The organism is Achromobacter sp. 46006 (genome assembly GCF_059761975.1).
Genome location: NZ_JCBANN010000049.1, coordinates 1 through 25,083 on the forward strand (window position 1 = coordinate 1; position 25,083 = coordinate 25,083).

The following is a 25,083-nucleotide window of genomic DNA, read 5'->3' on the forward strand; positions in this document are numbered from 1 at the left end:
CGCCAGCACCGCCGCCACCAGCGCCACCGCCAGCAACGCCAGCGCCAGCGGCGGGTTAGCGCGCCATGACATGCGCCGCCTCCCGCTTGAGCTGGATCAGCGCCTGCGGCAGGCGCGGCCCCATCCCCAGGATCAGCAGGTCGTCCATGACAATGATGCGCTGCTTCGCCGCGGCCTGCGTCACGGCGATGCCGGGCAGGCGCGCAAAGCCCTCCAGGCCGCCGCTGGCCAGCAGCGATTCGCGCGTGATGATGATCAGATCGGGCGCCAGCGCGCCGATGGCTTCGGGCGACAGCGGCTTGTAGCCCTGCTGCCCATCCAGCACATTGTCCAGCCCGGCCAGGTGCATGACTTCGGCCGCCGCGGTGCCGCGGCCCGCACCCTGCGGCGTACCGCTGCGGTTGATCAGCAGCAGCGCCCGCGCGCGCGTGGCCGGCATGGCCTCGGCCTTGGCCAGCTCGCGCGTCACGTCCCGCACCATCCGTTCGCCGGCCGGCGCCACATCCAGCGCGCCGGCCACGGCACGGATGCGCGCCTTGAGCGAATCGACCGACGGCGCATCCGGCACGCTCACCAGCCGCACGCCGACTTCGCCCAGGCGCTTGAGCGCCTCGGGCGGCCCGGCCTGTTCCGAGGCCAGCACCAGGTCGGGATTGAGCGCCAGCACGCCCTCGACCGGCACCGCGCGGTAATAGCCGACGCGCGGCAACTTGGTCGCGGCCTCCGGATACAGGCTGGACTGGTCGTCGCCGACCAGCCGGCCGCCCTGCCCCAGGCCGTACACGATCTCCGTCACGCTGCCGCCCAGGGTCACCACGCGCTCGGGCGGCGCCGCCTGCGCCCCCGCCACCAGCATCCAAGCTGCCACCGCCAGCCATGTCTTCATTGCATCATCCTCAAGCGGCCAACGGCACGCGGCACAGGCCCGACATCAATTCACGCCAGCCCGCCAGCTCCGGCTTGCCCGGCTTGCGCTCGCCGAAGAACTGCGCGATCAGGTCGCCGCTGGACGAATACAGTTCCAGCGACGTCACCCAGCCATCGCTGGTGGGTTTGTTCACCACCCAGGCCGACGCGATGGCGGTGGTGTCCAGGTGCAAATTGAAGGCCGGGTCCAGCACGTTGAACCAGGGCCCGGTGCGGCGCAACTGCCGCACCGGGCCGGTATGGATCTGGATCATGCCGCGGTTGCCCACGAAGCACATGATCGACAGGCCGCTGGCCGCCGCCGACTCCAGCATGCGCTCGACCGACTCCACTGGCACCGTCTGCGCCAGGTCTTCGCCGGCGGCGGCCAGCGCCGCCAGGCGCGACACCTTGAACTTGCGCAGCAACGGGAAGAATTCGTGCGTGTCCTGCATGCCGAGCCAGGCCTGGCGCCACTGGGCGCTGTCCTCGACCCGCGGCGCGTCGGCGGCCGGCGCATAGGGCGCGGTCTCGGGCCAGCGCGAGGCAGCGGCGAACCTGGCCACCAGCGCATCGTACGCGGCGACGTCGGTCGCTTCGGTGCGGTAGACCTTGTGCACAGCCACGCCCGCGCCGTCGAAGAATTGCAGGCTGTGGCGGCCGTCCTGCTCGACCGCCCAGGCAGACTTCCAGCACGAGAAGAACACCCGCAGGTCGATATCGGGTCCGAGCACCAGGCCGACCGGTCCATCGGCCTGGATGTCCAGGTAGGCGCCGTGGCGCTCATGCACGCACCAGTCGTTGCGCGTCAGGGCCATCACCGGGCCCAGCGTGCCCAGTTCGCGGAAGATCTCCTGCGGCTGGCCATGCAGTTCGGTCGCCTTGACGCCGCCACAGCCGGCCGCGACCCATTCGGCCTCGGACACGCCGAGTTCCTGGGCCAGGTTGCGGGCGCGCAGGCCGGGCCTGGACGCCGCCAGCGCGTCGTTGCGGGCGCGCAGCTCGGCGGCGCGGGTAGCGAAATCAGGATGCTTCACTTCTTGGTTCATTGCGGTCTCTCCGGCCGGAATGGAAAATCAGGACTGCCGCCGCTGTCGCGCAGCGGCGGCAGCGCGGGTCAGTATTGATAAGTCAGCGAGACGCGCAGGCTGCGCCCCGGCTCCGTGTACCAGTCCACCGGCCGCGGCAGCGCCGTGGCGCCGGCGGTCGGCACGTTGATGGCCTCCCAGTACTTCTTGTCGAACAGGTTGAACACGCCCGCCTGCACCTGCAGGCCCTTGACCGCCGTCGGCCGCCAGTAGCCCATCAGGTCCACCACGCCGTAGCCGGGCGCCTGGAAGTCGCGATTGGGCGTCTTGGCGCCGGCTTCCGGGTATTCGACCTTGTTGCGGCGCAGGGCGGTCGTCAGCAGCGCGTCCACGCCCCACACGTCGCGGCCATAGCCCACGCCCAGCACCGCCTTCAGCGGCGCCACCGAGTTCAGGTACTGGCCGGTGCCTTCATCCTTGCCCACGGCCCACGCCAGCGAACCCCAGGTGCGCCAGCCCGGCGAGAACTTCCAGTGCGCGCTGGCCTCGGCGCCGTAGATGCGCACCTTGGCGCGGTTGACGTTGCCGGTGATGCCCAGTGGATACTGCCCGGCCCAGCCCGGCTGCCATTGCGGCGAGTTGGCATCCAGCGACACGTTGCTGTCGATGAAATTCTGGTAGCGGTTATCGAAGAACGATAGCGCGCCGCCGAGCGAATCGGAACCCAGCTTGGCGCCCAGTTCCCAGCCCTTGCTGGTTTCCGGCTTCAGGTAGGGATTGCCGACCCGCAGATAGGTGCCGGGACCGCCGTAGTTGGTGTAGAGCTGCGTCGCGCTGGGCGCCTTGAAGCCATAGGCGTACTGCGCATACAGGCTCAATTCGTCGGCCGCCTTCCAGGTAGCCAGAAGCTTGGGCGAGAAGCGCCCGCCGCTGTTGGCGGGCGGCAGCACGCCGCCATTGCGGTTGCTGGCGTAGCTTTCGGTGGACCTGGGCTTTTGCTCGTAGTGGTCGTAGCGCAGCGCCGGCATGACGGTGTAGCGGCCATCGCCAAAGCTGAATTCGTCCGACACCCACAGCGCCCACTGGCTGCCCTTGGACAGCGGCACGTCGGCCTGGTTGGTGTGCAGCATGTCGCAGGTGCGCGGGCCGAACGGCGCCCGTGTGCCCGGCGGCACCGCCGGGCAATTGTCGTAGCCGCTGGAGTTCTGCTCGGTCTTGTTGCCGTACCACTCGCCGCCCACGGTCCACAGTTGCGACACCGCGTCGCCCGCCAGCCGCCTGGTCAGCTCGGCGTTGGCGCCGAACAGGGTCTGGCGGATGGAGTTGTTGCGGCCATAGGCGCCGCTGGGATATCCATAGAAGTATGGATCGCCGGGAATGGCGTTGGCGCGCGAATCCCGGCTGCGCTCGCCATCCAGCGCGCTGTCGAGCTGCATGCGCTGCCAATACACCACCGCCGTGGCGCTGTCGATCCAGCCCCCCTCGCCCGGCGCCTTGTAGGAATAATCGAACGACACCCGCTCGCGCTCGGTTTCCTTTCTGGTGGTGTTCTCGCCGATCAGGTAGCTGGTGCCGGGGCCCTGCTCGAACATGCTGTCCTGGGTGGCCTTGCGCTTGAAGTATTCGCCGGTCAGGCCAAAGCGATGGCCACCCTCCACGCGTTGTTGCAGCTTGAGCAGGAAACTGCGCTGGTCGTAGTCTTCGGGCGTCGGCTCGCTGCGGCGCGGGCCGTAGCCGCCGACGTCGCCGCGGTTGTCCAGCGCGTGGCCGTTGCGCACGCCCGCCTGCACCAGCCAGAAGGTATTGCTGTGGATCTGCCCGGCCAGCGCGGCGTTGGCGCCCCAGCTGCTGTCGGCGGTGTCGTAGTCGGTCTTGGCCAGCGCGCCGAAGGTCTTGCCATCGCTCAGCAGGTCCGAGGGATCGAGCGTGTACAGGTCGGCCATGCCGGAGATGGCGCCCGACCCGCCCGCGCTGGCGTCGACGCCACGCACGATGTCCAGGCGCGACAGGGAATTGAAGTCCACCGCCTCCAGCCCGCCCTTGACGCCGCGCGCGCCGTCATCGAGCCACGGCAGGCGGATGCCATCCACCCGCGTCAGCACGCGATCCTGGTCGAGCCCGCGAATGTTGATGCTGTTGTTCTGGCGGTTGAAGTTCACGCCCGGTTCCAGGCGCTTGCCCAGATCGCCCCAGCCGCGCACCTGCGCGTCGTCCAGGCGCCTGCGGTCGCTGCGGGTCTCCCACGCCGGCGTGACCGCCGCGCCCTCGCCCTCGACCGTGACCGGCGTCAGTTGCGTCACGCCGCCAGCCGGCAAGGCCTGCAGCACGAACACGCCCGGGCTGCGCTCGCGCGCGGCCAGGCCGCTGCCGGCCAGCAGGCGGGCGAAGCCGTCAGCCACGGCGTACTCCCCGTTCAGGCCGGCGCCACGCCGCTGGCCCACCAGCGCTGCGTCGAACAGCACCGTGACGCCGGCATCGTCGGCGAAGCGCGACAGGTTCTCGGCCAGCGCGCCGGCCGGGATGCGGTAGCCGCGCGCCTGCTCGGCCGGCGCGGTCTGCGCCAGCACGGCGGCGGCCGGCCATAGCGCAATGGCTGGGGCAGCCAGCACGGTGGCGATACGCAGGGCCAGGGCCAGGCGGGTCAGTCGGCATGGAGCCTCTCGATTGAGTGAATAGCCGCGCGCGCGGCTGGCGGGGAAGTGAGCCATGGTCGTCCTTTCGATCCAACGGGTATCGGCATTCGTCTGCCTCTACTGACCATGACCCTGCGCAAATGCGAACCGGACAACTCCTTCTCGGCTTTTTTGTAACAGCGACGATTCAAGCCTGGCCCGCACGCGGCAGGATCGTCACCCAATATGCGCTGCGATAGCGCACCTGCACCGGCAGCGTGGACGGCAGGGCCGCCAGCACCGCGTCGGTGTCGTGCAATTGGAATGCGCCGGAAATCCGCAGTCCGGCCACCTCAGGGTCGCAGCGCAGCACTCCCGGCCGATAGCGGCCCAGCTCGGCCGCGAAGGCGTCCAGGCGCCAGGCGCTGACGTGCAGCACGCCGCGCGTCCAGTCGGCGGCATGCGGATCGGCTGGCTCGGGACGCGGCGGCGCATCGTCGCGCAGCCAGGCCTGCTCGCCCGCCGCCAGCGCCACCCAGGTATCGGCTCGGCCCAACATCACGCGGCCCTCCTGCACGCTGACCCGGCAGGCCGCGCCCGCGTCCTGCACGCAGAATCGCGCCGCCTGCGTCCGGATGTCGCCGCGCCGCGTACGCACCACGAAGGGCCGGGACCGGGCACCGGCCTCGGCCAGCGCATGGACCGCGATCTCGCCGGCACGCAGGCGCACCAGCCGCGCCCTGCCGTCGTACAGCACATCGACGGCGCTGGCGGTATTCAGGCAAAGCGAGGAACCGTCGCTCAGCGCCACCTGGCGCTGTTCACCGGTGGCGTTGCGGTAGCCGGCGGTCCATTCGAAGGGGCTGGCGCGCCAGGCGGCCCATCCCGCCGGCCCCGCCACCACCAAGGCCGCCAGCGTCTTGACGGCCGCGCGGCGGCCGGCGGACTCGGGCCGGTTCAACGCCGCCATGCCCAGCGTGGCCGGAATCAGCCCCAGGCGCTGGTTGACGCGCTGCGCGCGCTGCCAGGCGTTTTCGTGTTCGGCCTTGCTGGCGCGCCACTGCTCGCAGGCATGCACGTCGGCATCGGTGGCCCGCCCGGAACTCAGGCGCATCAGCCAGCGCGCGGCCTCGCGCGCGACCTTGCGGTCGACGCCGGGCAGTTCGCCCGCCGCCCACGGTGCGCTCACATCACCGCCATGATGCATTGTTCGTACCCCTTGGCGACGTAGCGGTGCACCGAACGCGTCGACACGTTCAGGCGCGCGGCGATCTCGACGTGGCCGAGGCCTTCGATCTGCGCCATCAGGAACGCCTGGCGCGCCGGCCGCGACAGGCCCGCCAGCATGGCGTCGATTTCCTGCAGGGCTTCCAGGATCAGCAGGCGTTGTTCCGGCGACGGCGCCAGCGCCTCGGGCATGGCGGCCAGCGCCTCGAGATAGGCCTGTTCGAGCGAGCGGCGCCGGTACAGGTTCAGCACCAGGCGCTTGGCGATGGTGGTCAGGTAGGCGCGCGGCTCGCGCAACGCATCGAGCTCGTGGCGATGGCGCAGCACGCGCACGAAGGTGTCCTGGGCCAGGTCGGCGGCATCGCACGGATTGCCCAGCTTCGCACGCAACCAGTTGTGCAGCCAGCCGTGGTGCGCGCGATAAAGCAAGTGGACAGCGTCGCCGGAGGCTGGCGCAAGGTTGGACACGGTGGACTCCCGAACACTTTTGATCACAAATACAAATCAATCTCATTCTAAATGGAAACTGGGCGCAAGGTCAATCCGCGCCTTGGCGATATGATGGGGACGCATTCGGCCGAATCGCGGCCGGCCCCGGCCCGCGCCGGTTTCCGCAACGTCGACGGTTCGATGCCATGTCCTACAGCGCCTTCAAGCTCATCCATCTGCTGGCCGTGATTCTCTGGGTCGGCGGCATGCTGTTCGCCCACTGTTTCCTGCGGCCGGCCGCCGCACAGTTGGAACCGCCGCAACGGCTGCGGCTGATGCAAGCGGTGCTCGGCCCCTTCCTGAATGCCGTGCTGGCCGCCATCGTGCTGATCCTGGCCACGGGCGCGGCGATGATCGGCCAGGAGGCGGCCCAGGCGAGCAGCACGGGCGGCGCTTTCTTCATGCCCCGCGGCTGGACCGTGATGGCCGCGGGCGGGCTGGTCATGACGGTGATCTACGGCTACATCCGCGCGGTGCTCTATCCACGCCTGCGGGCAGCGGTGGCGGCATCCGAATGGCCGCGCGGCGGCCAGGCCATGGCCGGCATCCGCCGCTGGGTCGGCGTCAATCTATTGCTGGGGCTGGCCAGCATCACGGCGGTCTTCCTGCTCTAGGACTTGTTCACACGAAAGGGAGCCTCCCACAGGCCCCGGGACCCGCACGGCGGCAAGCCCGGCGCGTGGCGCGGACCGCGCCCAGCTATCGGCGGGACCGCGGCGCTTATCGGATTTTTTCGGACTGGTGCAATACGCCTTACATCCGGCGTGGCCACACTGGGCTGGACTCTCGCGGGTCTCAGATAAAAGGAAAATCCATGATCAAGCGCATCCTGCCCCTGGCCGCCCTCGGCCTGTCCCTCGCCACCCTCGCGGCCGCCCACGCCGCCGCCCCTGTCGATAACAGCGCGCTGGAACAAGCCGCGTTCCGCCCGCACAAGGCCACCTACGGCGTGGTGTACCGCCTGCCCAAGGACGTCAACGCGGCACTGGACGCCAAGGTCAACGGCACGCTCAAGCAGGACCTGCTGGCGCTGGGCCTGAAGACCGAGGCCGACACGCCCAACATGCCCCACGTCACGGTGGTCCACATCCACAGCGCCGACCCGGCCACGCCGCGGCGCATGCTGCAAGCGCTGCCCAAGCCGCCGGCGCCGCTGGCCATCACGCTCAAGGGTTTCTATCCGACCGAGGCCGCCAAGGGCGCGGGCCACCCCTGGTGGCTGGACCTGGGCGTGGTCAAGAGCGGCCCCGGCTTCGAGGCCATGATGGCCTACAACACCGTGGCCACCGCCGCCCTGGCGCCGCTGCGCGACGGCCCGCTGCCGCGCGTGACCGGCCCGGTCTACGCCAAGATGTCCGAGGCCGGCCGCGATCTGGTCAAGACGGTCGGCGTGAGCGGGGTCAACGTCATGCGCGACGGCAAGGAAGTGCGCGCCCACAATCCGCACACCACGCTGGTCTACAGCATGGCGCGGTATGACGAACGCCTGGCCGACGCCATGAAGCAGGAAGCCGCCAAGTTCAACGCCGCGCTGCCCGACGGCATCGCCACCACCTTCAAGGATGTGTCCATCGTCGAAATCGGCTTTGCCGGCAACGTGCTGCGCGAAATCTACCGCGTCAGCCTGGAAGACGGCTCGGCCATCGAGGTGGCCAGCGGCAAGCCGGTCAGCCGCTGACAGGCATATCCCCCGGAAAAGCGGCGGGCACGGGCCGCTTCCGTATCCGGCGCGGGCCGGCCGCCATGTCGCCGGCGGCCGGCCGGTCATGCGGCATGCCGGTCGCATTGACGGGCAGGCGGCTTTCCGCTGCTGCCATTCCGTGGCAGCATTACGCGTCCCGCCCCCTTGCCCCGTCCCATGTCCCGCGCCGAACGACTCCTGGACCTGCTGCAGACCCTGCGGCGCCATCGCCTGCCCATCAGCGGCCAGCGCCTGGCGGCCGACCTGGGGATCAGCCTGCGCACGCTGTACCGCGATATCGCCACGCTGCAGGCCCAGGGCGCCGAGATCCAGGGCGAGCCCGGCGTCGGCTACGTGCTGCGGCCTGGCTTCATGCTGCCGCCGCTGATGTTCAGCACCGAAGAGATCGAAGCGCTGGTGCTGGGCACGCGCTGGGTCGCCGGGCGGTCCGACCCCCGCCTGGGCCAGGCCGCCGCCAACGCGCTGGCCAAGATCAGCGCGGTCCTGCCCCAGGAACTGCGCGACGAACTCGACGCCATCCCGTTGCTGGTCGGCCCCAGCAGTTGGGCGGTGGTCGACCGGGTCGACCTGTCCCAGATCCGCCAGGCAATACGCGGCGAACAGAAGATTGCCATCACCTACCGCGACGACAAGGGCGCCGACTCGCAGCGCGTCATCTGGCCATTCGCGCTGGGGTTTTTCGACAGCGTACGGATCGTCATGGCCTGGTGCGAACTGCGCCAGGACTACCGCCATTTCCGCACCGACCGTATCGCCACGCTCGACGCCGGGCCGCGCTACCCGCGCCGCCGCCACGCCCTGCTCAAGGAATGGCGCGCCCTCAACGCGGCCCAGTGCGGCGGCTGCTGACGCCGCCGCCAGCAGGGTGCGACATCGGCGTGCAGACTACTGACAAAATCTGACAGCATGCCTCTCTAAGATGAGCGCTCATTCAACCAGGAGCGCATCATGTCCGCCAAGAACTTCGTCATCTTCTACGTCGACAAACCCGAGGCCAGCGCGGCGTTCTACAGTGCGCTGCTGAACCGCTCGCCGGTCGAGAGCTCGCCCACTTTCGCGCTGTTCGCGCTCGACTCCGGCCTGATGCTGGGCCTGTGGTCGCGCCACACAGTGGAACCGGCCGCCGCCGGCCGCGGCGGCTGCACCGAACTGGCCTTCACCGTGCCCGACGCCGACGCGCTCAACCAGCGCCACCTCGACTGGAGCCTGCGCGGCCTGCCGATCCTGCAGGCCCCCACCAACATGGACTTCGGCCGCACCTTCGTGGCGCTCGACCCCGACGGCCACCGCCTGCGCGTGTTCGCCCCGGCGCCAGAACCCGCCGCCGTCGAAGACGAACTCGTCACGATCCCAGCATTCCCAGGAGCCTGAACCACAGGTAGTCCAGCGGCACCAGCGCCACGAACGACACCAGCGCGGTCAGCAGGCTCAATGCCAGGCCGCTGCGCGCCGGCACCTGGCCCATGCCCATCGCGACCACGATGGGCGAGGCCTGGTACGGCATGATGACGGTGGCATAGCCCGCCACCTGCGCCATCAGCACCGTCATCAGCGAAAAGCCCGAGGCCTGCGTCAGCGTCTCGGCCAGCGGCGTATACAGGGCCGGCACGCCGTTGGCCGTGACCACGAAGTTCAATGCCGCCGACAAGCCCACCAGCGAAAAGAAACTCCGCATCGGCGCCTCGGGCGACAGCGGCAGCCAGGCCAGCAGGGCGCGGCCGATGATGCCGCCCAGGCCGCTGTCGGCCGCCATCGCCGCCAACCCCAGGATGCCCGCCACATAGATCGCGGTGCGGAAATTCACCTCCTTGCCGAACTGCTCGCCGCTGACAAAACCCACCTTGGGCAAGAGGCACAAACAGGCCGAGGCCAGGCCGATCCAGGCCGGCGACACGCCATGCCAGCCGTCCGTCACCCACCCCAGCAACGTCAACCCCAACAGCGCCGCCAGGCGCTTTTCCGGCGCCGACAGGGGCTGGGGCGGCGCAGCGGGCGGCGCGGCCTCGGGCGTATCGCGGAACAGCCAGGCGATGCAGGCCACCAGCACCACGCCTTTCAGGAGGCCCAGCACCGGCGCATGCAGCCACAGATACGGCAAATATCCCAACTGCAGGCCATAGCTCGATTCGATGCTGCCGGCCATCACCAGGTTCGGCACGTTGGCCGGCAGGATGGAGGTGGAAAGCTGGAAGGTGCCAAAGCCCACCGCCAACGCCAGCCCGATACGCCCGCGCCGCCCCGCGACCAGCCCGATCTGGTCGGCGTAGGCCAGCACGATCGGCATCAGCAGCGCGATGCGGCCCATGTTCGACGGCATCACGAACGCCAACAGGTAGGTCAGCGCGACCACGCCGGCCACCACCCGCGGATACGAACCCGACAGGCGCCGCGACAGCGCGCCCGCCATGCGGTCGGCCAGGCCCGTGTACTTCAGCGCCAGGCCCAGCACGTAGCCGCTCAGCACCAGCCAGAACGCCGCCGACGAAAAACCGGAGAACACCACTTCGCGCGGCGCGGCTGCGAAGATCATGGCCGCGCTGAAGAACAGCAGCGCCGTCAGGTACTCAGGCAGCCGTGAAAAGGCCCACAACGCGATCGTGGTCGCGGTGATCAGCGCGGGTAGAATCGGAAAACCGGAGGCGACAAGATGCATGGGCAAACCACCACGAGAACAAGGATCGGCGCAGTGTACGGACCCTGTCCCGCGCTGGAAATGCGCGATTCGCAGAGGCTGCCTGCGCGCCTCGCGTAGGCTCGCCGCCATGCGTTTCGACCTGACCGACCTGGCGCTGTTCCTGCACGTGGTGCAGGCCGGCAGCATTACCCACGGCGCCGCCCGCGCCAACCTGGCGCTGGCCGCCGCCAGCGCCCGCATCCGCAACCTCGAAGCCTCGCTCGGCGCGCCGCTGCTGGAGCGCCGCCGCCAGGGCGTCATCCCAACCCCGGCCGGCCTGAAGCTGGCCGCCCATGCCCGCATCATGCTGGCCCAGGCCGACCGCCTGCGCGACGACCTGGCCGATTTCTCCGGCGAGTTCGGCGGCTCGGTGCGCCTGCTGTCCAACACCAACGCGCTGACCGCCTTCCTGCCCGAAGCGCTCAGCGGCTTCCTGGCGGCGCATCCGCGCATCAACGTCGAGTTGCAGGAAATGCTGAGCGACGAGATCGTCGAGTGCATCGCCGACGGCTCTGCCGATATCGGCATCGTCGCCGGCACGGTCGACACCGGCGCCCTGCAGACCCACGCCTACCGCGCCGACCGCTTCGTGTTGGTCGTGCCGGCCGGCCACGCGCTGGCGAAGCGGGCCGAAATCGCGTTCCGCGACGTGCTGGACGAGGACTTCGTCGGACTCGACCGCAGCAGCGCGCTGCAACGCTTCCTGGCGCGTCAGGCGCTGGTGGTCGGCAAACCCATCAAGCTGCGGGTGCAGTTGCGTAGCTTCGACGCCATGTGCCGTTTGGTCGAGGCCGGCGTGGGCGTGGGCATCGTGCCCGCAACCACGGCCAACAGCATGCGCCAGTTGCTCCGCGTGACGCCGGTGGCGCTGTCCGACGCCTGGGCCGCGCGCGAGCTGCTGCTGTGCGTGTCATCGCGCGATGCCCTCAGCGCCCGCGCCCGCCGCCTGCTCGACCACCTGCTGGCCGACGCGGCGGCGGTCATGCCGCCGAATACAGATCCGTCATGAACTGCGCGGCCGCCAGGAACGCTGCTGCCGCGCCTGCAGCGCCACCGCCTCGGCGGACTTGCGGAACAGCAGCAGGTACAGCGCGGCCAGCACCAGCAGGAACGGCACGCCGAACACCAGCGTCATCTTGAACACGCCGGTGAAGTAGGTCGTGACCAGGATCGCCAGCATCGCGCCCGCGCCCAGCAGCGTCAGCAGCGGAAAGCCCGGCATGCGGAACGACAGCGCCGCGCCGCCTTCGCGCGCCCAGCGGCGGCGGAAGAAGTAGTGCGTGACGAAGATCATCATCCACGTGAACAGCGCGCCGAACATCGAGATCGCCATCATCAGCGTGAACGAGGTCTCCGGATACAGCACGTTCAGCACGGTGGCGATGGCGATGCCGCTGGTCGACAGCAGCAGCGCGTTCAGCGGCGTGCCGCTGCGCGTCAGCCTGCCCAGCGCCGCCGGCGCGTGGCCGGCGCGCGACAGGCTGAACATCATGCGGGTGGTGATGTACAACTGGCTGTTCATGGCCGACAGCGCCGCCACCAGCACGATGAAGTTGATGACGCCGGCCGCGTACGGCACCTGCACCGCTTCCATCACCGTCACGAACGGGCTGCCGCCCTTGCCGGCCTGGTCCCACGGCACGATGGCCAGGATCAACGCCAGCGTCAGCAGGTAGAACACCACCAGCCGCACGATGGTGGCGCGGAACGCCTGCTTCACCGCGCGCTCGGGGTCCTCGGCCTCGCCCGCCGCCACCGCGATCATCTCCACGCTCAGGTAGCTGAAGATCGAGATGACCACCGCGATCCACATGCCCCACGCGCCGTTGGGGAAGAAGCCGCCGTGCGCCGTGTACTGCGCCGCGCCGTATTGCGGATTGCCCCAGACCACGTAGGCGCCCAGGATGATGAACGCCACGATGGCGCTGATCTTGATGGTCGAGAACCAGTACTCGATGGTGCCGAACGCCTTCACGCTCATGGCGTTGATGAAGATCAGCGCCGCCGAGAACAGGCAGACCCATTGCCAGCCGGGCACCGACGGGAACCAGAACTTCATGTACTCGGCCACCGCGGTGACCTCGGTGCCCACCGCGAGCACCACGCACGACCAGTACGCATAGCGCACCAGGAAGCCGGCCAGCGGGCCGATGTAGTGCTCGGCGTAGGCGCCGAACGAGCCCGAGGTGGAATGCGCCACCGTCATCTCGGCCAGGCAGCCCATCAGCAGCAGCGTGATGAGCCCGCCGATGGCGTAGCTGATGACGACGCTGGGGCCGGCGAAGCCGATCGCGAACTTGCTGCCCAGGAACAGGCCGGTGCCGATGGCCCCGCCGATCGCGATCATGCTCATCTGGCCGGACGTCAGGCGGCGCTTGAGCCCCTGCTCGCGTTCGGCGATCCTGCCGAATCCTTGTTGTTGCATTGTCTCCTCCGGTACTGCGCTCTCTTGTTGGATGTCGCTTGGGCCGGTGCGCGGCAGGTCAGGTCACGGCCGAACGCTGCTTGAACTCGGGCTTGTCCCAGGCCTTGCTGTCGAGCACGTCTTTCAGGATCTCGACCGCGTCCCAGACGTCGGCGTAGCCGAAGTACAGCGGCGTCAGGCCGAAGCGCAGCACCTCGGGCTCGCGGTAGTCGCCGATCAGGCCGCGCGCGATCAGCGCCTGCATGACCTCGTAGCCGTTCGGGTGGCGCAGGCTCACGTGGCTGCCGCGCTGGGCATGGTCGCGCGGTGTCACCAGCGTCAGCGGATGGCCGGCGCAGCGTTCCTCGACCAGGGCGATGAACAGGTCGCCCAGCGCCAGCGACTTCCTGCGCACCTCGGCCATGTCGGCCTCGCGCGCCACGTCCAGGCCGCATTCGACCATGGCCAGCGACACGATCGGCTGGGTGCCGCAAAGGTAGCGGCGGATGCCGCCGGCCGGCTCGTAGGCGACCGTCATGTCGAACGGCCGCTGGTGGCCCCACCAGCCCGACAGCGGCTGCCAGAAGTCGGGAATGTGGCGCGGCGCGACCCAGATGAAGGCCGGCGAGCCCGGGCCGCCGTTCAGGTACTTATAGGTGCAGCCCACGGCGTAGTCGGCGTCGGCGCCGTTCAGGTCCACCGGCACCGCGCCGGCGGCGTGCGCCAGGTCCCAGATGACCAGCGCGCCGCGCTCGTGCGCCTGGCGCGTGACCGCCGCCATGTCGTGCATCTGGCCGCTGCGGTAGTTGACGTGCGACAGCAGCACCACCGCCACGTCCGCGTCCAGCGCCCGCTCCAGCGGCAGTTCGTCGTCGATCAGGCGCATCTCGTAGCCCTGCTGCAGCAGGTCGATCATGCCCTGGATCATGTACAGGTCGGTGGGGAAGTTGTCGCGTTCGGACAGGATCACGCGGCGCGTGGGCTGGCGCTTCTGCTGGATGCGCAGGCTGGCCGCCAGGGCCTTGAAGATGTTCAGCGAGGTGGTGTCGGTGATGACCAGTTCGCCCGCTTTCGCGCCGAGCAGGCCGGCCAGCTTGTCGCCCAGCCGCGACGGCAGTTCGAACCAGCCGGCGGTGTTCCAGCTGCGGATCAGGCCCGTGCCCCATTCCTGGGTGATGACCTCGGCGGCACGGGCGGCGGCCGCGCGCGGCATCACGCCCAGCGAGTTGCCATCCATATAGAGCACGCCAGGCGGCAGGTCGAAACGTGCCTTCAGCGGCGCCAGGGGGTCCTGCCGGTCGGCGGCGACACAGCTTTCGCGGGTATGCATTCACAGCTCCTTCGGGCAATATGCTGGCTACATACTAGCAGCGCGATCGAGCCGAATAGTTGCAAAACAAGGCGTGGCTATCCCTAGGATTTCGCATTAAATTGCGTCATAGACCATTTTTTCGAATTGGATTGCACCATGGAACTGGACGCCATCGACCACCGCATCCTCTACCGCCTGCAGGAGAATAGCCAGCTCAGTAACCAGGATCTGGCGGAGCAGGTGGCGCTGTCGCCGTCGGCCTGCCTGCGGCGGGTGCGGGCGCTGGAGGAAAGCGGGCTGATCCGCGGCTACCGCGCCGTGCTCGACGCCGAGCGGCTGGGCTTTGAGCTGGAAGCCGTCGTGCATGTGTCGCTGGACCAGTCCCGCATCGGCTGGCACGAGGAATTCCTGGCCGGCATCGCCTTGTACGACGAAATCACCGAGGCCAGCATCGTCACCGGCGCTTCCAACTACATCCTGACAGTGCGCACCCGCAACCTGACGGCTTTCTCGCAGTTCGTGGAAGACAAACTCAGCAAGATCGCCGGGGTGCGCGACCTGTGTTCGCATATCGTCATGCGCAAAGTGAAGAACCGCGGCGGCATGCTGCCGCTGGCGGCCTGGCGCTGACGGCCCGCGCTCAGGCGTGGCGCAGGAAGCCGAATACCGTGACGAAGTGGCAGGCCGACCCGCCCATGACGAACAGATGCCAGATGCCGTGGGCATGGCGCCAGCGCTTGTCGTTGGCGTAGAACACCGTGCCCACCGTGTAGAGCGCGGCCCCCGCCAGCAGCCACGCCAGCCCGGCGCCCGACAACGCGCCGGCGATGGGCGCGGCGCACATCACGCCCAGCCATCCCATCGCCAGGTACAGCGGCAGGGCCGGCGCGGCCCCGCGCGCCCACCACAGCTCGCGGCCGATGCCGTACAGCGCCAGCAGCCAGATCGCCACCGCCATGGCGGCGCCCCAACCGAGTTCGGGCGGCACGAACGCCAGCGGCGTGTAGGTGCCGGCGATCAGCAGGTAGATGGCGCAGTGGTCGGCCTTGGCCCACAGCGCCTTGCGGCGTCCGCGCGAGCAGTGATACAGCACCGAGGAGGCATAGACGGAGATCATGGATGCCGCGAACACGGCGCAGGCCGCGGTCTGGCGCCACTCGGCTTTCAATTCAGCGGCCCGCGCGATCAGGGCCCCGGAAGCCGCCACCGCCAAGGCCAGGCCGGCCAGGTGCGTGGCCCCGTTGAAGCGCTCTCCCTTGTACATGCTGCCCTCTCCCGCGCGCAGGCGTGACGCCGACGCTTGCGATCATGCCGGCGCCATGTGACAGCCTGGGGTCAGGCGTCCGGGAGATGCGCCGCCAGGCGCGACTGGGAAAGCGGCGGCTTGAGGCGCCGCGCCCCTCGGGCACGCGGCGCCGCGAACCGCAGGCGGCTCAGGCGATGAAATCCACCGCCGCCGGATAGCCTTCCAGCGCGCGCGCCGCCAGGATGGCGCGCTGCACCGCGATCGCCATCGCCTCGGCCGCCATCACGCCCAGCAGCATCATGTTGGCGGGCTTGTTGGAAACGCCCGTGCCCAGCGCGAACACGGTGTCGCCGTCGAGCATGGTGTGGATCGGGTTGATGGTGCGGGCCAGGCCGTCGTGCGCGCTCTGCGCCATCTTCTGCGCCTGCGCCTTGGTCAGCTTGACGTCGGTCGCCACCAGGCCGATGGTGGTGGCCGCGCCTTCGCGCATCGAGGTCGGCAGGTCGCCGGCCAGGATCGCGGCGCGCGTGTCCAGCAGCATCTTGCCATCGGCGGTGCGGGCGCCGGCCAGCACGTGGCCGGTGGCCGGATCGACCACGTCACCCACCGCATTGACCGCGACGATCGCGCCCACCGTGACGCCGGCCACGGTCAGCGAGGCGCTGCCCAGGCCGCCCTTCATGGCGCGCTTGGCGCCGTACAGCTTGCCGACCGTCGCCCCGGCGCCGGCGCCGACGTTGCCCTCCTGCGGCGGCTTGGCGCTGGCCGCCTTGCAGGCCTGGTAGCCGGCCGCGGCATCGGGCCGGATCGAGGCGTCGCCCACGCCCAGGTCGAACAGGATGGCGGCCGGCACGATCGGCACGTGCGCCACGCCCACGTCGAAGCCGATCTTGCGTTCTTCCAGGTAGCGCATGACGCCGGTAGCCGCCTCCAGGCCGAAGGCGCTGCCGCCGGCCAGCATCACCGCATGCACTTTTTCCACCATGTTGACGGGGTTGAGCAGGTCGGTCTCGCGCGTGCCCGGCGCCGCGCCGCGCACGTCCACGCCGCCGGTGGCGCCCGCTTCGGCGATGATGACGGTGCAGCCGGTGGGCCGCCGGGTGTCGGTGTAGTGCCCGACCTTCAGGCCGGCCACGTCGGTGATGCTGCCGCCGCCGGGCACCCGCCGCAAGCCGCTGGCGCCTTGCGCCGGCATGACACTTGCGGACGCCGCGACACCCGCCGCCGCCATCATGAAAGCCCGCCTGTTCCACTGTAGTTGCACGCCTGTCTCCATCTGGATACCACCTGGATGAACCCCGGGCCGGGCGGCCCGGGGCGCGAATACCGCATATGACTTGCCGCTATATTTTTACTATTCCTTATGCTTTGTGGAAAAATAGGCGCGTTGTTAGAGTGCGGCTACACCGGAAGGCGGCACGATCCGCGCGGCCCTTCCGCAGTGATCTCTCATCCGTGGAGCATTGCCATGAAACTCTTGCGCTCGTTGTTCATCGCCGGCCTGGTCCAGGCCGCCGCCCTGTCCGCCGCCCACGCCCAGTCGGGGCTGGACCAGATCAAGTCCGCCGGCGTGTTCAAGATCGGCACCGAAGGCACCTACGCTCCCTTCACCTACCACGACGCATCCGGGCAGCTTACCGGTTTTGACGTCGATATTGGACGCGCCATCGCCAAGCGCCTGGGCGTCAAGGCCGAATTCATCGAAGGCAAGTGGGACGGCCTGATCGCCGGGCTCGACGCCAAGCGCTACGATGCCGTCATCAACCAGGTCGGCATCACCGACGCGCGCCGCGCCAAGTACGACTTCTCCGATCCCTACATCTCGTCGGCCGCGGTGCTGATCGTGCGCGACGACAACACCACCATCAAGTCGTTCGCCGACCTGAAGGGCAAAAAATCCGCCAACACGCTCACCAGCAACTTCGGCAAGCTGGCGCAGAGCCACGGCGCGGAAGTGGTCGCGGTGCAGGGCTTCAACGAAGCCATCGACCTGCTGACCTCGGGCCGCGTCGAGGCCACCGTCAACGACAACCTGTCGTTCCTGGACTTCAAGAAGCACAAGCCCAACGCCAAGGTCAGGATCGCCGCCACCGACAAGGCCGCCGAGTTCAGCAATTCCGGCGTGCTGCTGCGCAAGAACAACCCCGAACTGGTGGCCGCCATCAACAAGGCGCTGGCCGACATCAAGGCCGACGGCACCTACAAGACCATCTCGGTCAAGTACTTCGGCACGGACCTGTCGGCACAGCAATAAGCCGCCTACGCCATGACGCTTCCCGACTGGCTGCACAACGTCCTGCCCGACTGGGTCCTGGCCCAGCTTGACGCCCTGGCGGTGCCAGCCTGGGTGCAACTGATGGCGGACTCGTTCTGGCCGCTGCTGCACGCCGGGCTGGTGTTCACCGTGCCGCTGACGCTGATGTCGTTCGCGCTCGGCCTGGCGCTGGCCTTCGTGGTGGCGCTGATCCGGCTGTTCGGGCCGGCGCCGCTGGTGGCGCTGGTGCGCTTCTACGTCTGGCTGATTCGCGGCACGCCGCTGCTGGTGCAGTTGTTCGTGATCTTCTACGGCCTGCCCAGCGTCGGCGTGGTGCTCGACCCGCTGCCGGCGGCGCTGATCGGCTTCACCCTGAACGTCGGCGCCTACAACTCCGAAGTGATCCGCGGCGCCATCGAGTCGATCTCCCGCGGCCAGTGGGAAGCGGCCTATTCGCTGAGCATGACGCGCGCCCAGGCGCTGCGCCGCACCGTGCTGCCGCAGGCCGCGCGGGTGGCGGTGCCGCCGCTGTCGAATTCCTTCATCGCCCTGGTCAAGGACACCTCGCTGGCCGCCGTGCTGACGGTGCCCGAGATCTTCCAGGCGGCCCAGCGCATCGCCGCCGTCACGTATGAACCGCTGATCCTGTACACCGAGGCCGCGCTGATCTACCTGGTGTTCAGTTCGGTGCTGTCCGCCGCCCAGGTGCGCCTGGAACGGCGCTTCGGCCAGCACGCGGTGTTTTCCGAGAAGAACCGATGATCCGCCTGGAAAAGATCGAGAAGTCCTTTGGCGGCAACCTGGTGCTCAAGCAGGTCGACGTGGCCATCGCCGAAGGCAGCGTCACCGCCCTGATCGGCCCGTCCGGCAGCGGCAAGAGCACGCTGCTGCGCTGCGTCAACCTGCTGGAAGTGCCCGATCGCGGTACCCTCGAGATCGGCCCCGAGCGGATCGAGTTCGAGCCCGGCGAAAAGCTCACGCGCGACCAGGTGCAGCGGGTGCGCATGCAGACCGGCATGGTGTTCCAGAACTTCCAGTTGTTCCCGCACCAGACCGTCATCGGCAATGTGATGGAAGGGTTGGTGACCGTGCAGAAATGGCCCGCCGACCGGGCCCGCGCGCGCGCCGAGGAACTGCTGCGCAAGGTCAACATGCTGGATAAGGCCGAGGCCTGGCCCGCCAACCTGTCGGGCGGCCAGCAGCAGCGCGTGGCCATCGCCCGCGCCCTGGCGCCCGCCCCCCGCGTATTGCTGTGCGACGAGCCGACCTCGGCGCTCGACCCCGGCCTGGCGGCCGAGGTGGTGGACGTACTGCGCCAGTTGGCCGCCGAAGGCATGACCATGCTCATGGCCACGCACGACCTGCGCCTGGCCGCCAGCGTCTCGCGCGAAGCGGTGTTCCTGCTCGATGGCAACGTGGTCGAAGCCGGCGCCTCGCGCGACCTCTTCACCCGGCCGCGCGACCCGCGCACCGCGGCATTCATCTCGACCCTGACGCAGGACACCAGCCAAATCGGTTGAGGCGGCGCGCCCGCCCCTTCTTCCAACACCGCCGCAAAAAAATAGCCGCCCGGCCGCCCGGCCGCCCGAAGGCCGGGCAGCCCCCTCGGGGGGCAGCAAGCGCGCAACGCGCGCGCCGCGTGGGGGCTCTTTCTACTTTCCGGGCAACGAGCCCGCCGGATCGACCGCCTGGCCGTCGTAGCGCAGCTCGAAATACAGCCCGACCTGCTTGCTGTCGCTGTTGCCCATTTCGGCGATTTTCTGGCCCTGGCTCACCCGCTGGCCTTCCTTGACCAGCAGCTTGTGGTTATGCGCATAGATGCTGAGGAAGCTGGCGTTGTGCTTGACGATCACCAGATGCCCATAGCCGCGCAGGCCGCTGCCGGAATAGGCGACGGTCCCGGCGGCGGCGGCCACCACCGGCGTGCCCAGGGCGTTGGAGATGACGATGCCGTTCGAGCCCGACCCGTCATAGCCGCGCGTCACCTTGCCCTGCGCCGGCCACACCAGCGAGATCGCCCCCGGCGGCGCGGTGCGCCGCTTGCCCATGGAACTCGCCGACGCCCGTGATCCGCCCGAGGCCTTGGGACGCGACTTGGGCCGCGCCGAACCGCTGGCCTGGCCGGCAGGCGGCGCCACCCGCAGCATCTGGCCAACCTCGATGGCATTGGTGTTCGTCAACTTGTTCCAGCGCGCCAGGTTGGATACGCTGGTGCCGTGCTTGCGGGCGATCTGGGTCAGCGTATCGCCCGACTGCACCCGGTAATAGCCGGGCTGGACCTTGGGCGTGGTGCCGCAGGCCGTCAGCAATGCCAGCACCACGATCAGCAACGCCAACCGGACCCGCCGGAGGATGCCGCTGGCGGGCGGGCATGCCCGGGCGAACCCGGAAACGGCGGCGGAAGCGGGAAGGGACAGGGTCTGGGCGGGCAAGGAAAGCACTGAAGCCTGGAACGGAGTGGGATCGACTGCGTCCAAGGGTACCAAGATTTTCGAAAGGCGTGCGTCCGCGCCAACTTTCGCGGACCGGGCCAGGCCGTGTATAACCCGCTGATCGCCGCGAGCCCCCGCTCGCCCCGTGCCACTGCGCCTGCAAGGAACCATATGGGAATGCCCCAAGCACCGCGAAGAAACCTGTACTGCCTGCTATGGGCCATCCCGTACCTGCTGTGCGGGGTGTTCTCGCGCCTGCTCAACGATCCGGTCAGCCACGCCGTGTTCGTCTGGCTGCCGCCAGGCGTGGCCGTGGGCGCCTACCTGCTGACCCGGCGCCGCAACTGGCCGCTGCTGCTGGCCGCCTTCTTCTGCGCCCAACTGGCGCTCACCAGCTTCACCCGCGGCCAGCCCGCCACGGCGCTGGTCTTCGCCATCAACGCCAGCCTGTCCAGTCTGCTGGCGGCCTGGACGGTCCGGCGCCTGGCGCCGCGCGAAGGCGGACTGGGGCTGGTGGCGGCACTGCTGGCCGGCGCGGTGGCCGGCGCCGCGCTTTCGGCGCTGCTGGGCGGCGGCTGGCTCTGGCTGACGCAGGCCAGCGACGCCCTGGTCCGGCTGCGCACCTGGGTCGCGGCCTACCTGGCCGGCATCCTGATCCTGGCGCCGGCCCTGACGGTCTGGGCCCAATTCCGTCCGCGCCGCTCGGGCGGTCCGCGCATGCGCGACCTGGTGCTGGGCGTGAGCGCCTATGCGGGCCTGATCGTGTCGACCTTCATGACCTTCGACGGCGACATGATCAGGAATCTGCCCTATGTCGTCACCTTCGAACTGACCTATCTGCCGTTGGTGTTCGCGGTGCTGGCGGCCCTGGTATGGGGGCCGCTGGGCGGCACCCTCGCGGTCGTCACCTTGACCCTGATGGCGCTGTACCAGAGCGCGCAGGGCGAAGGCCCCTTTATCGAGGCCGCAGATCCCTGGCACGTACTACTGGCCACCCAGGTCTACCTGGTGGTCACCGCGCTGCTGATCCTGCTGGTCAACACCCTGCGCGGCGCCCGCGCGCAGGAACTCGAGAATGCCGAGCAATGGCGCGGCCGCTTCGACCTGGCGCTGGCGGGCAGCCACCAACTGATGTACCGCTACAGCCCGTTCGACGGTTCGCTCGAACTGGCCGGCGACGTGCAGGGCGCCTTCGGCAGGCAGGCCGCCGCGCTGGCCAGCCTGGATGCCCTGCTGGCCCAGGCGCATCCCGACGACCGCGCGCGCCTGACGCTGCACTGGGCCGCGCGCCGAGCCGGCGCCCAGGACCGCACGCCATTGCTGTTCCGCGTGGCGCATGCCGACGGCGGCTGGCGCGTGGTCAGCGACCGCGGCTCGCCGCTGGCGGATTTCGACGGCAGCGTGGCCGTGGTGGCGGGCATGTGGCGTCTCGGCGACATCGAGCAGGCAGATGTCCGCTAGCACGGGCGCCCTGCTCATCCATGGACTGGGCGGCACCCAATACGACCTGGGCTCGCTGCACAAGATCCTCAAGCGCGCCGGCATCGAAACGCACACGCTGACGCTGCCCGGCCACGGCACCACGCCCGAAGACCTGCTGCCGGTGCGCGCCGAGGACTGGATCGAGGCCGTCGTCGCCCGCTACCGCGAAGTGGCCGCGCGCCACGACACCCTGCACGTGATCGGCATGTGCCTGGGCGCGCTGCTGGCGGTGGAGCTGTGCAAACGCGTCGATCACCGCCAGGGCAAGCTGGTGAGCCTGGCCGCGCCCGTCTTCATCGACGGCTGGAGCACGCCCTGGTACCGCGGCCTGCGCAGGCTGGTCTACCGCATCCCCGGCCTGGCGGCGCGCATGCGGGTCGAGGAAGAAGAACCCTACGGCATCAAGAATGAATTGGTGCGCTCCATCGTCAAGGCCAAGTTCGAGCGCGGCGAGAATTTCCATTACCGCTGGGTGCCGCTGGCGTGCATCCGCGAGGTCGATCGCCTGCGCCGGATGGTGCGGCGCGGCCTCGACGCCATCGCCTGCCCCAGCCTGATCATCCACGCCCACGAGGACGAACTGACCTCGGTGCGATCGGCCCGCTTCCTGGCCGGCGCCATCCCCGACAGCCGGCTGGTGCTGCTGGACAACAGCTATCACATGATCTGCGTGGACAACGACCGCGACCGGGTCGCCGCCGACGTCCTGCAGTTCATGGACAGATCCCCCGCCCCCGCGCGGGCGGGCCGCGCCGCCGCCATGAACGCGGACCAGGTCGAACACCTGCTGGGCCAATACCGCGAGGCGATGCTGGCGGGCCGCTTCGAAGCCCTGTTCCCGCTGTTCGCGGAAGACGTCGTCTGGCAGGAAGGCGGCGACAATCCCCTGAGCGGCGTCTACCAGGGGCGCGGCGGATTGATCGACCTGTTCTCGCGGGTGATGGACTATTCGCGCAATACCTTCACGGTCGCCAGCGTCGGCCCGCCGGCGCCGGCCGGGCGCGGCTTCGCGCTGCCGCTGGCTTTTCAGGTGCGCGACGGCGCCGCCCTCGGCCATGGCGCCGCCACCCACACGCTGCGCCTGCGCAACAACAGCATCGCCAGGATCACGTCGCAGGCTGCCGAGCCGGCCGCCGTCGATGCCCTGTGGCGGCGGCTGGCCGTCGCCAGCGGCCTGGAACCCGAGGGCGACGCCATGGACCCGGACACCCTGGCCATCCCGGCCGACGCGCTGCAGGACTCGTTCGAAGCCGCGGTGATCGAATTGCGCGCCCTGCCGCAGCCCCCCTCCCTGAGCGTTGCCATCCGCCTGTATGCCTACGAGCAACAGGCGCGGCGGGGCGATGCTCCGCCACAGGACAGCCCAGACGCCTCGTTGCGCAACCAGATCGAACTGGCCGCCTGGCGCCTGCTGGCCGGCCTGCCCGCGGACCAGGCCCGGCGCCGCTATATCGCCCTGGTCCGACGCCTGGATCCCGACACCTGAAGCGCGCCCGCCATCACTGGGCCTACAATCGCGCCATGTCCGCCCCGATCCGCCCCCCGCAAACCCGCGGCGCCCTGTGCGTCCGGGTCGTGCTGTGGCTGGCGTTCGTGGCGGTGCTGCTGCGCGCCGCGGTGCCGCAGGGGTATATGCCCGACGCCCGCGCGCTGCACGATGGCCGCATCGAAGTCACCTTCTGCTCGGCCGCCGGCGACCTGTCCGCGCTGCGGCTGGCGCTGGCGCCAGCGGGCAAGCGCGACGCCGGCTCCCACTCCGGCGCCGAGACCGGCGCGCAATGCCCTTTCGGGCTGCTGGCGCACCTCACGCCCGCCCCCGCCCCGTTCCTCGCGCCGCTGGCGCTCGCCGCTGCCGGGCCCGCGCCCCTGCACGCCGCCGTTCCGGCCGGACTCCCCACGCAGCCGGCCCAAGGGCCGCCGCTGGGCTCGCGCGCCCCGCCTCGCAAGGCCTGACTCCGCCCTCCCGCGCGGCTCCGCCGCGCCCGTGCGAACCGTCAAGCAACGAGGCTTCAATGCATGCTCTTCCCCTGCGCGCCCCCCCGGGCGCGCCGTCGGCGCCCGACCGTCATCGGCGCCGCCTGCTGTCGGCCCTGGCCCTGCTGCCCCTGGCCGGCTGCGGCCCCGACGCCCCCAAGATCAATGGCATGGATCTGTCCAGCATGCCCACCGGCGATTTCCAGTTGCGCGACACGCAAGGCAATCCGCGCCAACTGGCCGACTATCGCGGCAAGACCGTGATGCTGTTCTTCGGCTTCACCCAATGCCCCGATATCTGCCCCACCGCGCTGACCCGCGCGCTGGAAATCAAAAGCCTGCTGGGCGCCGACGCCGCCGGGCTGCAAGTGCTGTTCATCACCGTGGACCCGGAACGCGACACGCCGGACATCCTGCGCGCCTACATGCAGGCCTTCGACCCCGCGTTCGTGGGTCTGCGCGGCGATGCCGAGCAGACCCGCGCGGCCGCGCAATCCTTCAAGGTGTTCTACCAGAAGGTGCCGACCGGCTCGTCCTACACCATGGACCACACCGCGCTGACCTACGTCATCGATGCCCAGGGCAAGTTGCGCCTGGCCCTGCGCCACCAGCAGAGCGCCGAGGAATGCGCCGCCGACCTGCGCACCGTGCTCTGACCTCCCGCCACATCCAAAGGAATTCCCAATGATCACGACCCCCTTCAAATCCCTTGCTTCCGCCTTCGCCCTGGGCGTCCTGCTGCTGGCCAGCGCACCGGCCACGGCACAGGACGCCACGCTCAAGGTCGAGGACGCCTGGGTCCGCGCCACCGTGCCCGACCAGCACGCCACCGGCGTCTTCATGCGCCTGACATCGGCCACCCCGGCGCGCCTGGTCGGCGTCGAATCCAGCGCCGCCAAGCACGTCGAGGTGCACGAAATGGCGATGCAGGACAACGTCATGAAGATGCGCCAGGTGCCCGCCATCGAACTGCCCGCCGGCAAGCCGGTGGAACTCAAGCCGGGGGGCTATCACGTCATGCTGATCGACCTGGCAAAACAGATCTCCGTGGGCGACCCCGTGGCCCTGACGCTGCTGGTGCAGGACGCCGACGGCAAGCAGCGGCGCGTGCCGGTGACGGCCGAGGCCCGCCCACTGGCGGGCGGGGCGGCGCCGGCCGCCAAGCACGGGCATTGATCGATGGCGAACCCGTCATCGCAAGCGCTTTGACACCTGTATTTCAAGCTTGAAATAGTTGTTTGGACGACAACCCTGGTTTTCTGCAACGCCAGGATGCGCGCCCGGTCGAATCTATAACACCGGGCGCGCCGTTTCTCCGCGCATCCGCCGCATCCCAGGAAA

The 25,083-nt window shown here is 69.3% G+C and carries 25 protein-coding genes; 14 read left to right on the forward strand and 11 right to left on the reverse strand.

The features are described 5' to 3' along the window. Window positions 1–55: 55 nt before the first annotated feature. The 5 genes from AC6LKG_RS19895 to AC6LKG_RS19915 form a co-directional block, all read right to left on the reverse strand. Window positions 56–886: a heme/hemin ABC transporter substrate-binding protein gene (locus AC6LKG_RS19895; protein ID WP_498167243.1), complete on the reverse strand. Its 831-nt coding sequence runs from the start codon at window positions 884–886 to the stop codon at window positions 56–58. 10 nt (window positions 887–896) lie between these two features. Next, window positions 897–1,943, reverse strand: a complete 1,047-nt coding sequence (locus tag AC6LKG_RS19900; protein WP_498167329.1) for a hemin-degrading factor — start codon at window positions 1,941–1,943, stop codon at window positions 897–899. Between the two features lie 80 nt (window positions 1,944–2,023). After that, on the reverse strand, window positions 2,024–4,642 hold the full coding sequence (locus AC6LKG_RS19905) for a TonB-dependent hemoglobin/transferrin/lactoferrin family receptor (protein WP_498167246.1): 2,619 nt from the start codon (window positions 4,640–4,642) through the stop codon (window positions 2,024–2,026). 112 nt (window positions 4,643–4,754) lie between these two features. Further along, entirely contained in the window at window positions 4,755–5,753 is a 999-nt protein-coding gene (locus tag AC6LKG_RS19910) for a FecR domain-containing protein (protein WP_498167248.1), read from the reverse strand. Continuing rightward, window positions 5,732–6,241, reverse strand: coding sequence for a sigma-70 family RNA polymerase sigma factor (locus AC6LKG_RS19915; protein ID WP_498167250.1), 510 nt, complete (start codon window positions 6,239–6,241; stop codon window positions 5,732–5,734). Before AC6LKG_RS19915 ends, AC6LKG_RS19910 begins: the two co-directional genes overlap by 22 nt. Window positions 6,242–6,408: 167 nt before the next feature. On the opposite strand from AC6LKG_RS19915, the gene AC6LKG_RS19920 reads away from it, so the two are divergent. The 4 genes from AC6LKG_RS19920 (at window position 6,409) to AC6LKG_RS19935 (ending at window position 9,335) form a co-directional block, all read left to right on the forward strand. After that, window positions 6,409–6,876: a CopD family protein gene (locus AC6LKG_RS19920; protein WP_498167252.1), complete on the forward strand. Its 468-nt coding sequence runs from the start codon at window positions 6,409–6,411 to the stop codon at window positions 6,874–6,876. A gap of 200 nt (window positions 6,877–7,076) precedes the next feature. Next, the gene (locus tag AC6LKG_RS19925; protein WP_498167254.1) at window positions 7,077–7,940 is read left to right on the forward strand and encodes a hypothetical protein; all 864 of its coding nucleotides are present in this window, start codon (window positions 7,077–7,079) and stop codon (window positions 7,938–7,940) included. A 180-nt stretch (window positions 7,941–8,120) separates the two neighbouring features. After that, window positions 8,121–8,813 carry a helix-turn-helix transcriptional regulator gene (locus tag AC6LKG_RS19930; protein WP_498167256.1) on the forward strand — a complete coding sequence of 231 codons (693 nt, stop codon included), beginning with the start codon at window positions 8,121–8,123 and terminating at the stop codon, window positions 8,811–8,813. Between the two features lie 99 nt (window positions 8,814–8,912). Continuing rightward, the gene (locus AC6LKG_RS19935) at window positions 8,913–9,335 is read left to right on the forward strand and encodes a VOC family protein (RefSeq protein WP_498167257.1); all 423 of its coding nucleotides are present in this window, start codon (window positions 8,913–8,915) and stop codon (window positions 9,333–9,335) included. On the opposite strand, the gene AC6LKG_RS19940 is transcribed toward AC6LKG_RS19935, so the two are convergent. Next, entirely contained in the window at window positions 9,307–10,617 is a 1,311-nt protein-coding gene (locus AC6LKG_RS19940) for an SLC13 family permease (RefSeq protein WP_498167259.1), read from the reverse strand. The two genes, AC6LKG_RS19935 and AC6LKG_RS19940, sit on opposite strands and share 29 nt — an antisense overlap. Before the next feature lie 109 nt (window positions 10,618–10,726). On the opposite strand from AC6LKG_RS19940, the gene AC6LKG_RS19945 reads away from it, so the two are divergent. Beyond that, window positions 10,727–11,647, forward strand: coding sequence for a LysR substrate-binding domain-containing protein (locus AC6LKG_RS19945; protein WP_498167261.1), 921 nt, complete (start codon window positions 10,727–10,729; stop codon window positions 11,645–11,647). Here AC6LKG_RS19945 and AC6LKG_RS19950 read toward each other — a convergent pair. Next, a complete protein-coding gene (locus AC6LKG_RS19950; RefSeq protein ID WP_498167263.1) occupies window positions 11,642–13,063 on the reverse strand; it encodes an amino acid permease in 1,422 nt (473 codons plus the stop codon). The two genes, AC6LKG_RS19945 and AC6LKG_RS19950, sit on opposite strands and share 6 nt — an antisense overlap. A 58-nt stretch (window positions 13,064–13,121) precedes the next feature. Further along, entirely contained in the window at window positions 13,122–14,372 is a 1,251-nt protein-coding gene (kynU, locus tag AC6LKG_RS19955) for a kynureninase (protein ID WP_498167266.1), read from the reverse strand. 138 nt (window positions 14,373–14,510) lie between these two features. Between kynU and AC6LKG_RS19960 the strand changes: the two genes are divergently transcribed. After that, window positions 14,511–14,984, forward strand: coding sequence for an Lrp/AsnC family transcriptional regulator (locus tag AC6LKG_RS19960; RefSeq protein WP_498167269.1), 474 nt, complete (start codon window positions 14,511–14,513; stop codon window positions 14,982–14,984). A gap of 10 nt (window positions 14,985–14,994) precedes the next feature. On the opposite strand, the gene trhA is transcribed toward AC6LKG_RS19960, so the two are convergent. Beyond that, entirely contained in the window at window positions 14,995–15,618 is a 624-nt protein-coding gene (gene trhA / locus AC6LKG_RS19965; RefSeq protein ID WP_498167272.1) for a PAQR family membrane homeostasis protein TrhA, read from the reverse strand. Window positions 15,619–15,787: 169 nt separating this feature from the next. Continuing rightward, a complete protein-coding gene (locus AC6LKG_RS19970) occupies window positions 15,788–16,876 on the reverse strand; it encodes a P1 family peptidase (RefSeq protein ID WP_498167275.1) in 1,089 nt (362 codons plus the stop codon). Window positions 16,877–17,068: 192 nt separating this feature from the next. Between AC6LKG_RS19970 and AC6LKG_RS19975 the strand changes: the two genes are divergently transcribed. The 3 genes from AC6LKG_RS19975 (at window position 17,069) to AC6LKG_RS19985 (ending at window position 19,374) form a co-directional block, all read left to right on the forward strand. Then, entirely contained in the window at window positions 17,069–17,854 is a 786-nt protein-coding gene (locus tag AC6LKG_RS19975) for an amino acid ABC transporter substrate-binding protein (RefSeq protein ID WP_498167278.1), read from the forward strand. A gap of 81 nt (window positions 17,855–17,935) precedes the next feature. Next, window positions 17,936–18,616 carry an ABC transporter permease subunit gene (locus tag AC6LKG_RS19980; protein ID WP_054429229.1) on the forward strand — a complete coding sequence of 227 codons (681 nt, stop codon included), beginning with the start codon at window positions 17,936–17,938 and terminating at the stop codon, window positions 18,614–18,616. Next, on the forward strand, window positions 18,613–19,374 hold the full coding sequence (locus AC6LKG_RS19985) for an amino acid ABC transporter ATP-binding protein (protein WP_498167281.1): 762 nt from the start codon (window positions 18,613–18,615) through the stop codon (window positions 19,372–19,374). Before AC6LKG_RS19980 ends, AC6LKG_RS19985 begins: the two co-directional genes overlap by 4 nt. A 132-nt stretch (window positions 19,375–19,506) precedes the next feature. On the opposite strand, the gene AC6LKG_RS19990 is transcribed toward AC6LKG_RS19985, so the two are convergent. Then, window positions 19,507–20,190 (reverse strand): peptidoglycan DD-metalloendopeptidase family protein, encoded by a 684-nt coding sequence (locus AC6LKG_RS19990; protein WP_498167284.1) that lies wholly within the window; start codon window positions 20,188–20,190, stop codon window positions 19,507–19,509. A 273-nt stretch (window positions 20,191–20,463) separates the two neighbouring features. Here AC6LKG_RS19990 and AC6LKG_RS19995 point away from each other — a divergent pair, with 273 nt between their 5' ends. The 5 genes from AC6LKG_RS19995 to AC6LKG_RS20015 are packed head-to-tail and all read left to right on the forward strand — an operon-like array spanning window position 20,464 to window position 24,918. Continuing rightward, the gene (locus AC6LKG_RS19995; protein ID WP_498167286.1) at window positions 20,464–21,747 is read left to right on the forward strand and encodes an MASE1 domain-containing protein; all 1,284 of its coding nucleotides are present in this window, start codon (window positions 20,464–20,466) and stop codon (window positions 21,745–21,747) included. Further along, window positions 21,737–23,254, forward strand: a complete 1,518-nt coding sequence (locus tag AC6LKG_RS20000) for an acyl-CoA-binding protein (protein WP_498167289.1) — start codon at window positions 21,737–21,739, stop codon at window positions 23,252–23,254. The genes AC6LKG_RS19995 and AC6LKG_RS20000 overlap by 11 nt, the downstream gene beginning before the upstream one ends. A 35-nt stretch (window positions 23,255–23,289) precedes the next feature. After that, window positions 23,290–23,721, forward strand: a complete 432-nt coding sequence (locus AC6LKG_RS20005; RefSeq protein WP_498167292.1) for a DUF2946 family protein — start codon at window positions 23,290–23,292, stop codon at window positions 23,719–23,721. A gap of 59 nt (window positions 23,722–23,780) precedes the next feature. Then, window positions 23,781–24,398, forward strand: coding sequence for an SCO family protein (locus AC6LKG_RS20010; RefSeq protein WP_498167295.1), 618 nt, complete (start codon window positions 23,781–23,783; stop codon window positions 24,396–24,398). Window positions 24,399–24,426: 28 nt separating this feature from the next. Next, entirely contained in the window at window positions 24,427–24,918 is a 492-nt protein-coding gene (locus tag AC6LKG_RS20015; protein WP_498167298.1) for a copper chaperone PCu(A)C, read from the forward strand. Window positions 24,919–25,083: the final 165 nt, after the last annotated feature.

Excerpts from the sequence above, each read along its gene's own strand:
- AC6LKG_RS19895 (WP_498167243.1), bottom strand. The coding sequence starts at position 886 with ATGAAGACATGGCTGGCGGTGGCAGCTTGGATGCTGGTGGCGGGGGCG.
- AC6LKG_RS19905 (WP_498167246.1), bottom strand. The coding sequence starts at position 4,642 with ATGGCTCACTTCCCCGCCAGCCGCGCGCGCGGCTATTCACTCAATCGA.
- AC6LKG_RS19910 (WP_498167248.1), bottom strand. The coding sequence starts at position 5,753 with ATGCATCATGGCGGTGATGTGAGCGCACCGTGGGCGGCGGGCGAACTG.
- AC6LKG_RS19920 (WP_498167252.1), top strand. The coding sequence starts at position 6,409 with ATGTCCTACAGCGCCTTCAAGCTCATCCATCTGCTGGCCGTGATTCTC.
- AC6LKG_RS19925 (WP_498167254.1), top strand. The coding sequence starts at position 7,077 with ATGATCAAGCGCATCCTGCCCCTGGCCGCCCTCGGCCTGTCCCTCGCC.
- AC6LKG_RS19930 (WP_498167256.1), top strand. The coding sequence starts at position 8,121 with ATGTCCCGCGCCGAACGACTCCTGGACCTGCTGCAGACCCTGCGGCGC.
- AC6LKG_RS19935 (WP_498167257.1), top strand. The coding sequence starts at position 8,913 with ATGTCCGCCAAGAACTTCGTCATCTTCTACGTCGACAAACCCGAGGCC.
- AC6LKG_RS19940 (WP_498167259.1), bottom strand. The coding sequence starts at position 10,617 with ATGCATCTTGTCGCCTCCGGTTTTCCGATTCTACCCGCGCTGATCACC.
- AC6LKG_RS19945 (WP_498167261.1), top strand. The coding sequence starts at position 10,727 with ATGCGTTTCGACCTGACCGACCTGGCGCTGTTCCTGCACGTGGTGCAG.
- AC6LKG_RS19950 (WP_498167263.1), bottom strand. The coding sequence starts at position 13,063 with ATGCAACAACAAGGATTCGGCAGGATCGCCGAACGCGAGCAGGGGCTC.
- kynU (WP_498167266.1), bottom strand. The coding sequence starts at position 14,372 with ATGCATACCCGCGAAAGCTGTGTCGCCGCCGACCGGCAGGACCCCCTG.
- AC6LKG_RS19960 (WP_498167269.1), top strand. The coding sequence starts at position 14,511 with ATGGAACTGGACGCCATCGACCACCGCATCCTCTACCGCCTGCAGGAG.
- trhA (WP_498167272.1), bottom strand. The coding sequence starts at position 15,618 with ATGTACAAGGGAGAGCGCTTCAACGGGGCCACGCACCTGGCCGGCCTG.
- AC6LKG_RS19970 (WP_498167275.1), bottom strand. The coding sequence starts at position 16,876 with ATGGAGACAGGCGTGCAACTACAGTGGAACAGGCGGGCTTTCATGATG.
- AC6LKG_RS19975 (WP_498167278.1), top strand. The coding sequence starts at position 17,069 with ATGAAACTCTTGCGCTCGTTGTTCATCGCCGGCCTGGTCCAGGCCGCC.
- AC6LKG_RS19985 (WP_498167281.1), top strand. The coding sequence starts at position 18,613 with ATGATCCGCCTGGAAAAGATCGAGAAGTCCTTTGGCGGCAACCTGGTG.
- AC6LKG_RS19995 (WP_498167286.1), top strand. The coding sequence starts at position 20,464 with ATGCCCCAAGCACCGCGAAGAAACCTGTACTGCCTGCTATGGGCCATC.
- AC6LKG_RS20000 (WP_498167289.1), top strand. The coding sequence starts at position 21,737 with ATGTCCGCTAGCACGGGCGCCCTGCTCATCCATGGACTGGGCGGCACC.
- AC6LKG_RS20005 (WP_498167292.1), top strand. The coding sequence starts at position 23,290 with ATGTCCGCCCCGATCCGCCCCCCGCAAACCCGCGGCGCCCTGTGCGTC.
- AC6LKG_RS20010 (WP_498167295.1), top strand. The coding sequence starts at position 23,781 with ATGCATGCTCTTCCCCTGCGCGCCCCCCCGGGCGCGCCGTCGGCGCCC.
- AC6LKG_RS20015 (WP_498167298.1), top strand. The coding sequence starts at position 24,427 with ATGATCACGACCCCCTTCAAATCCCTTGCTTCCGCCTTCGCCCTGGGC.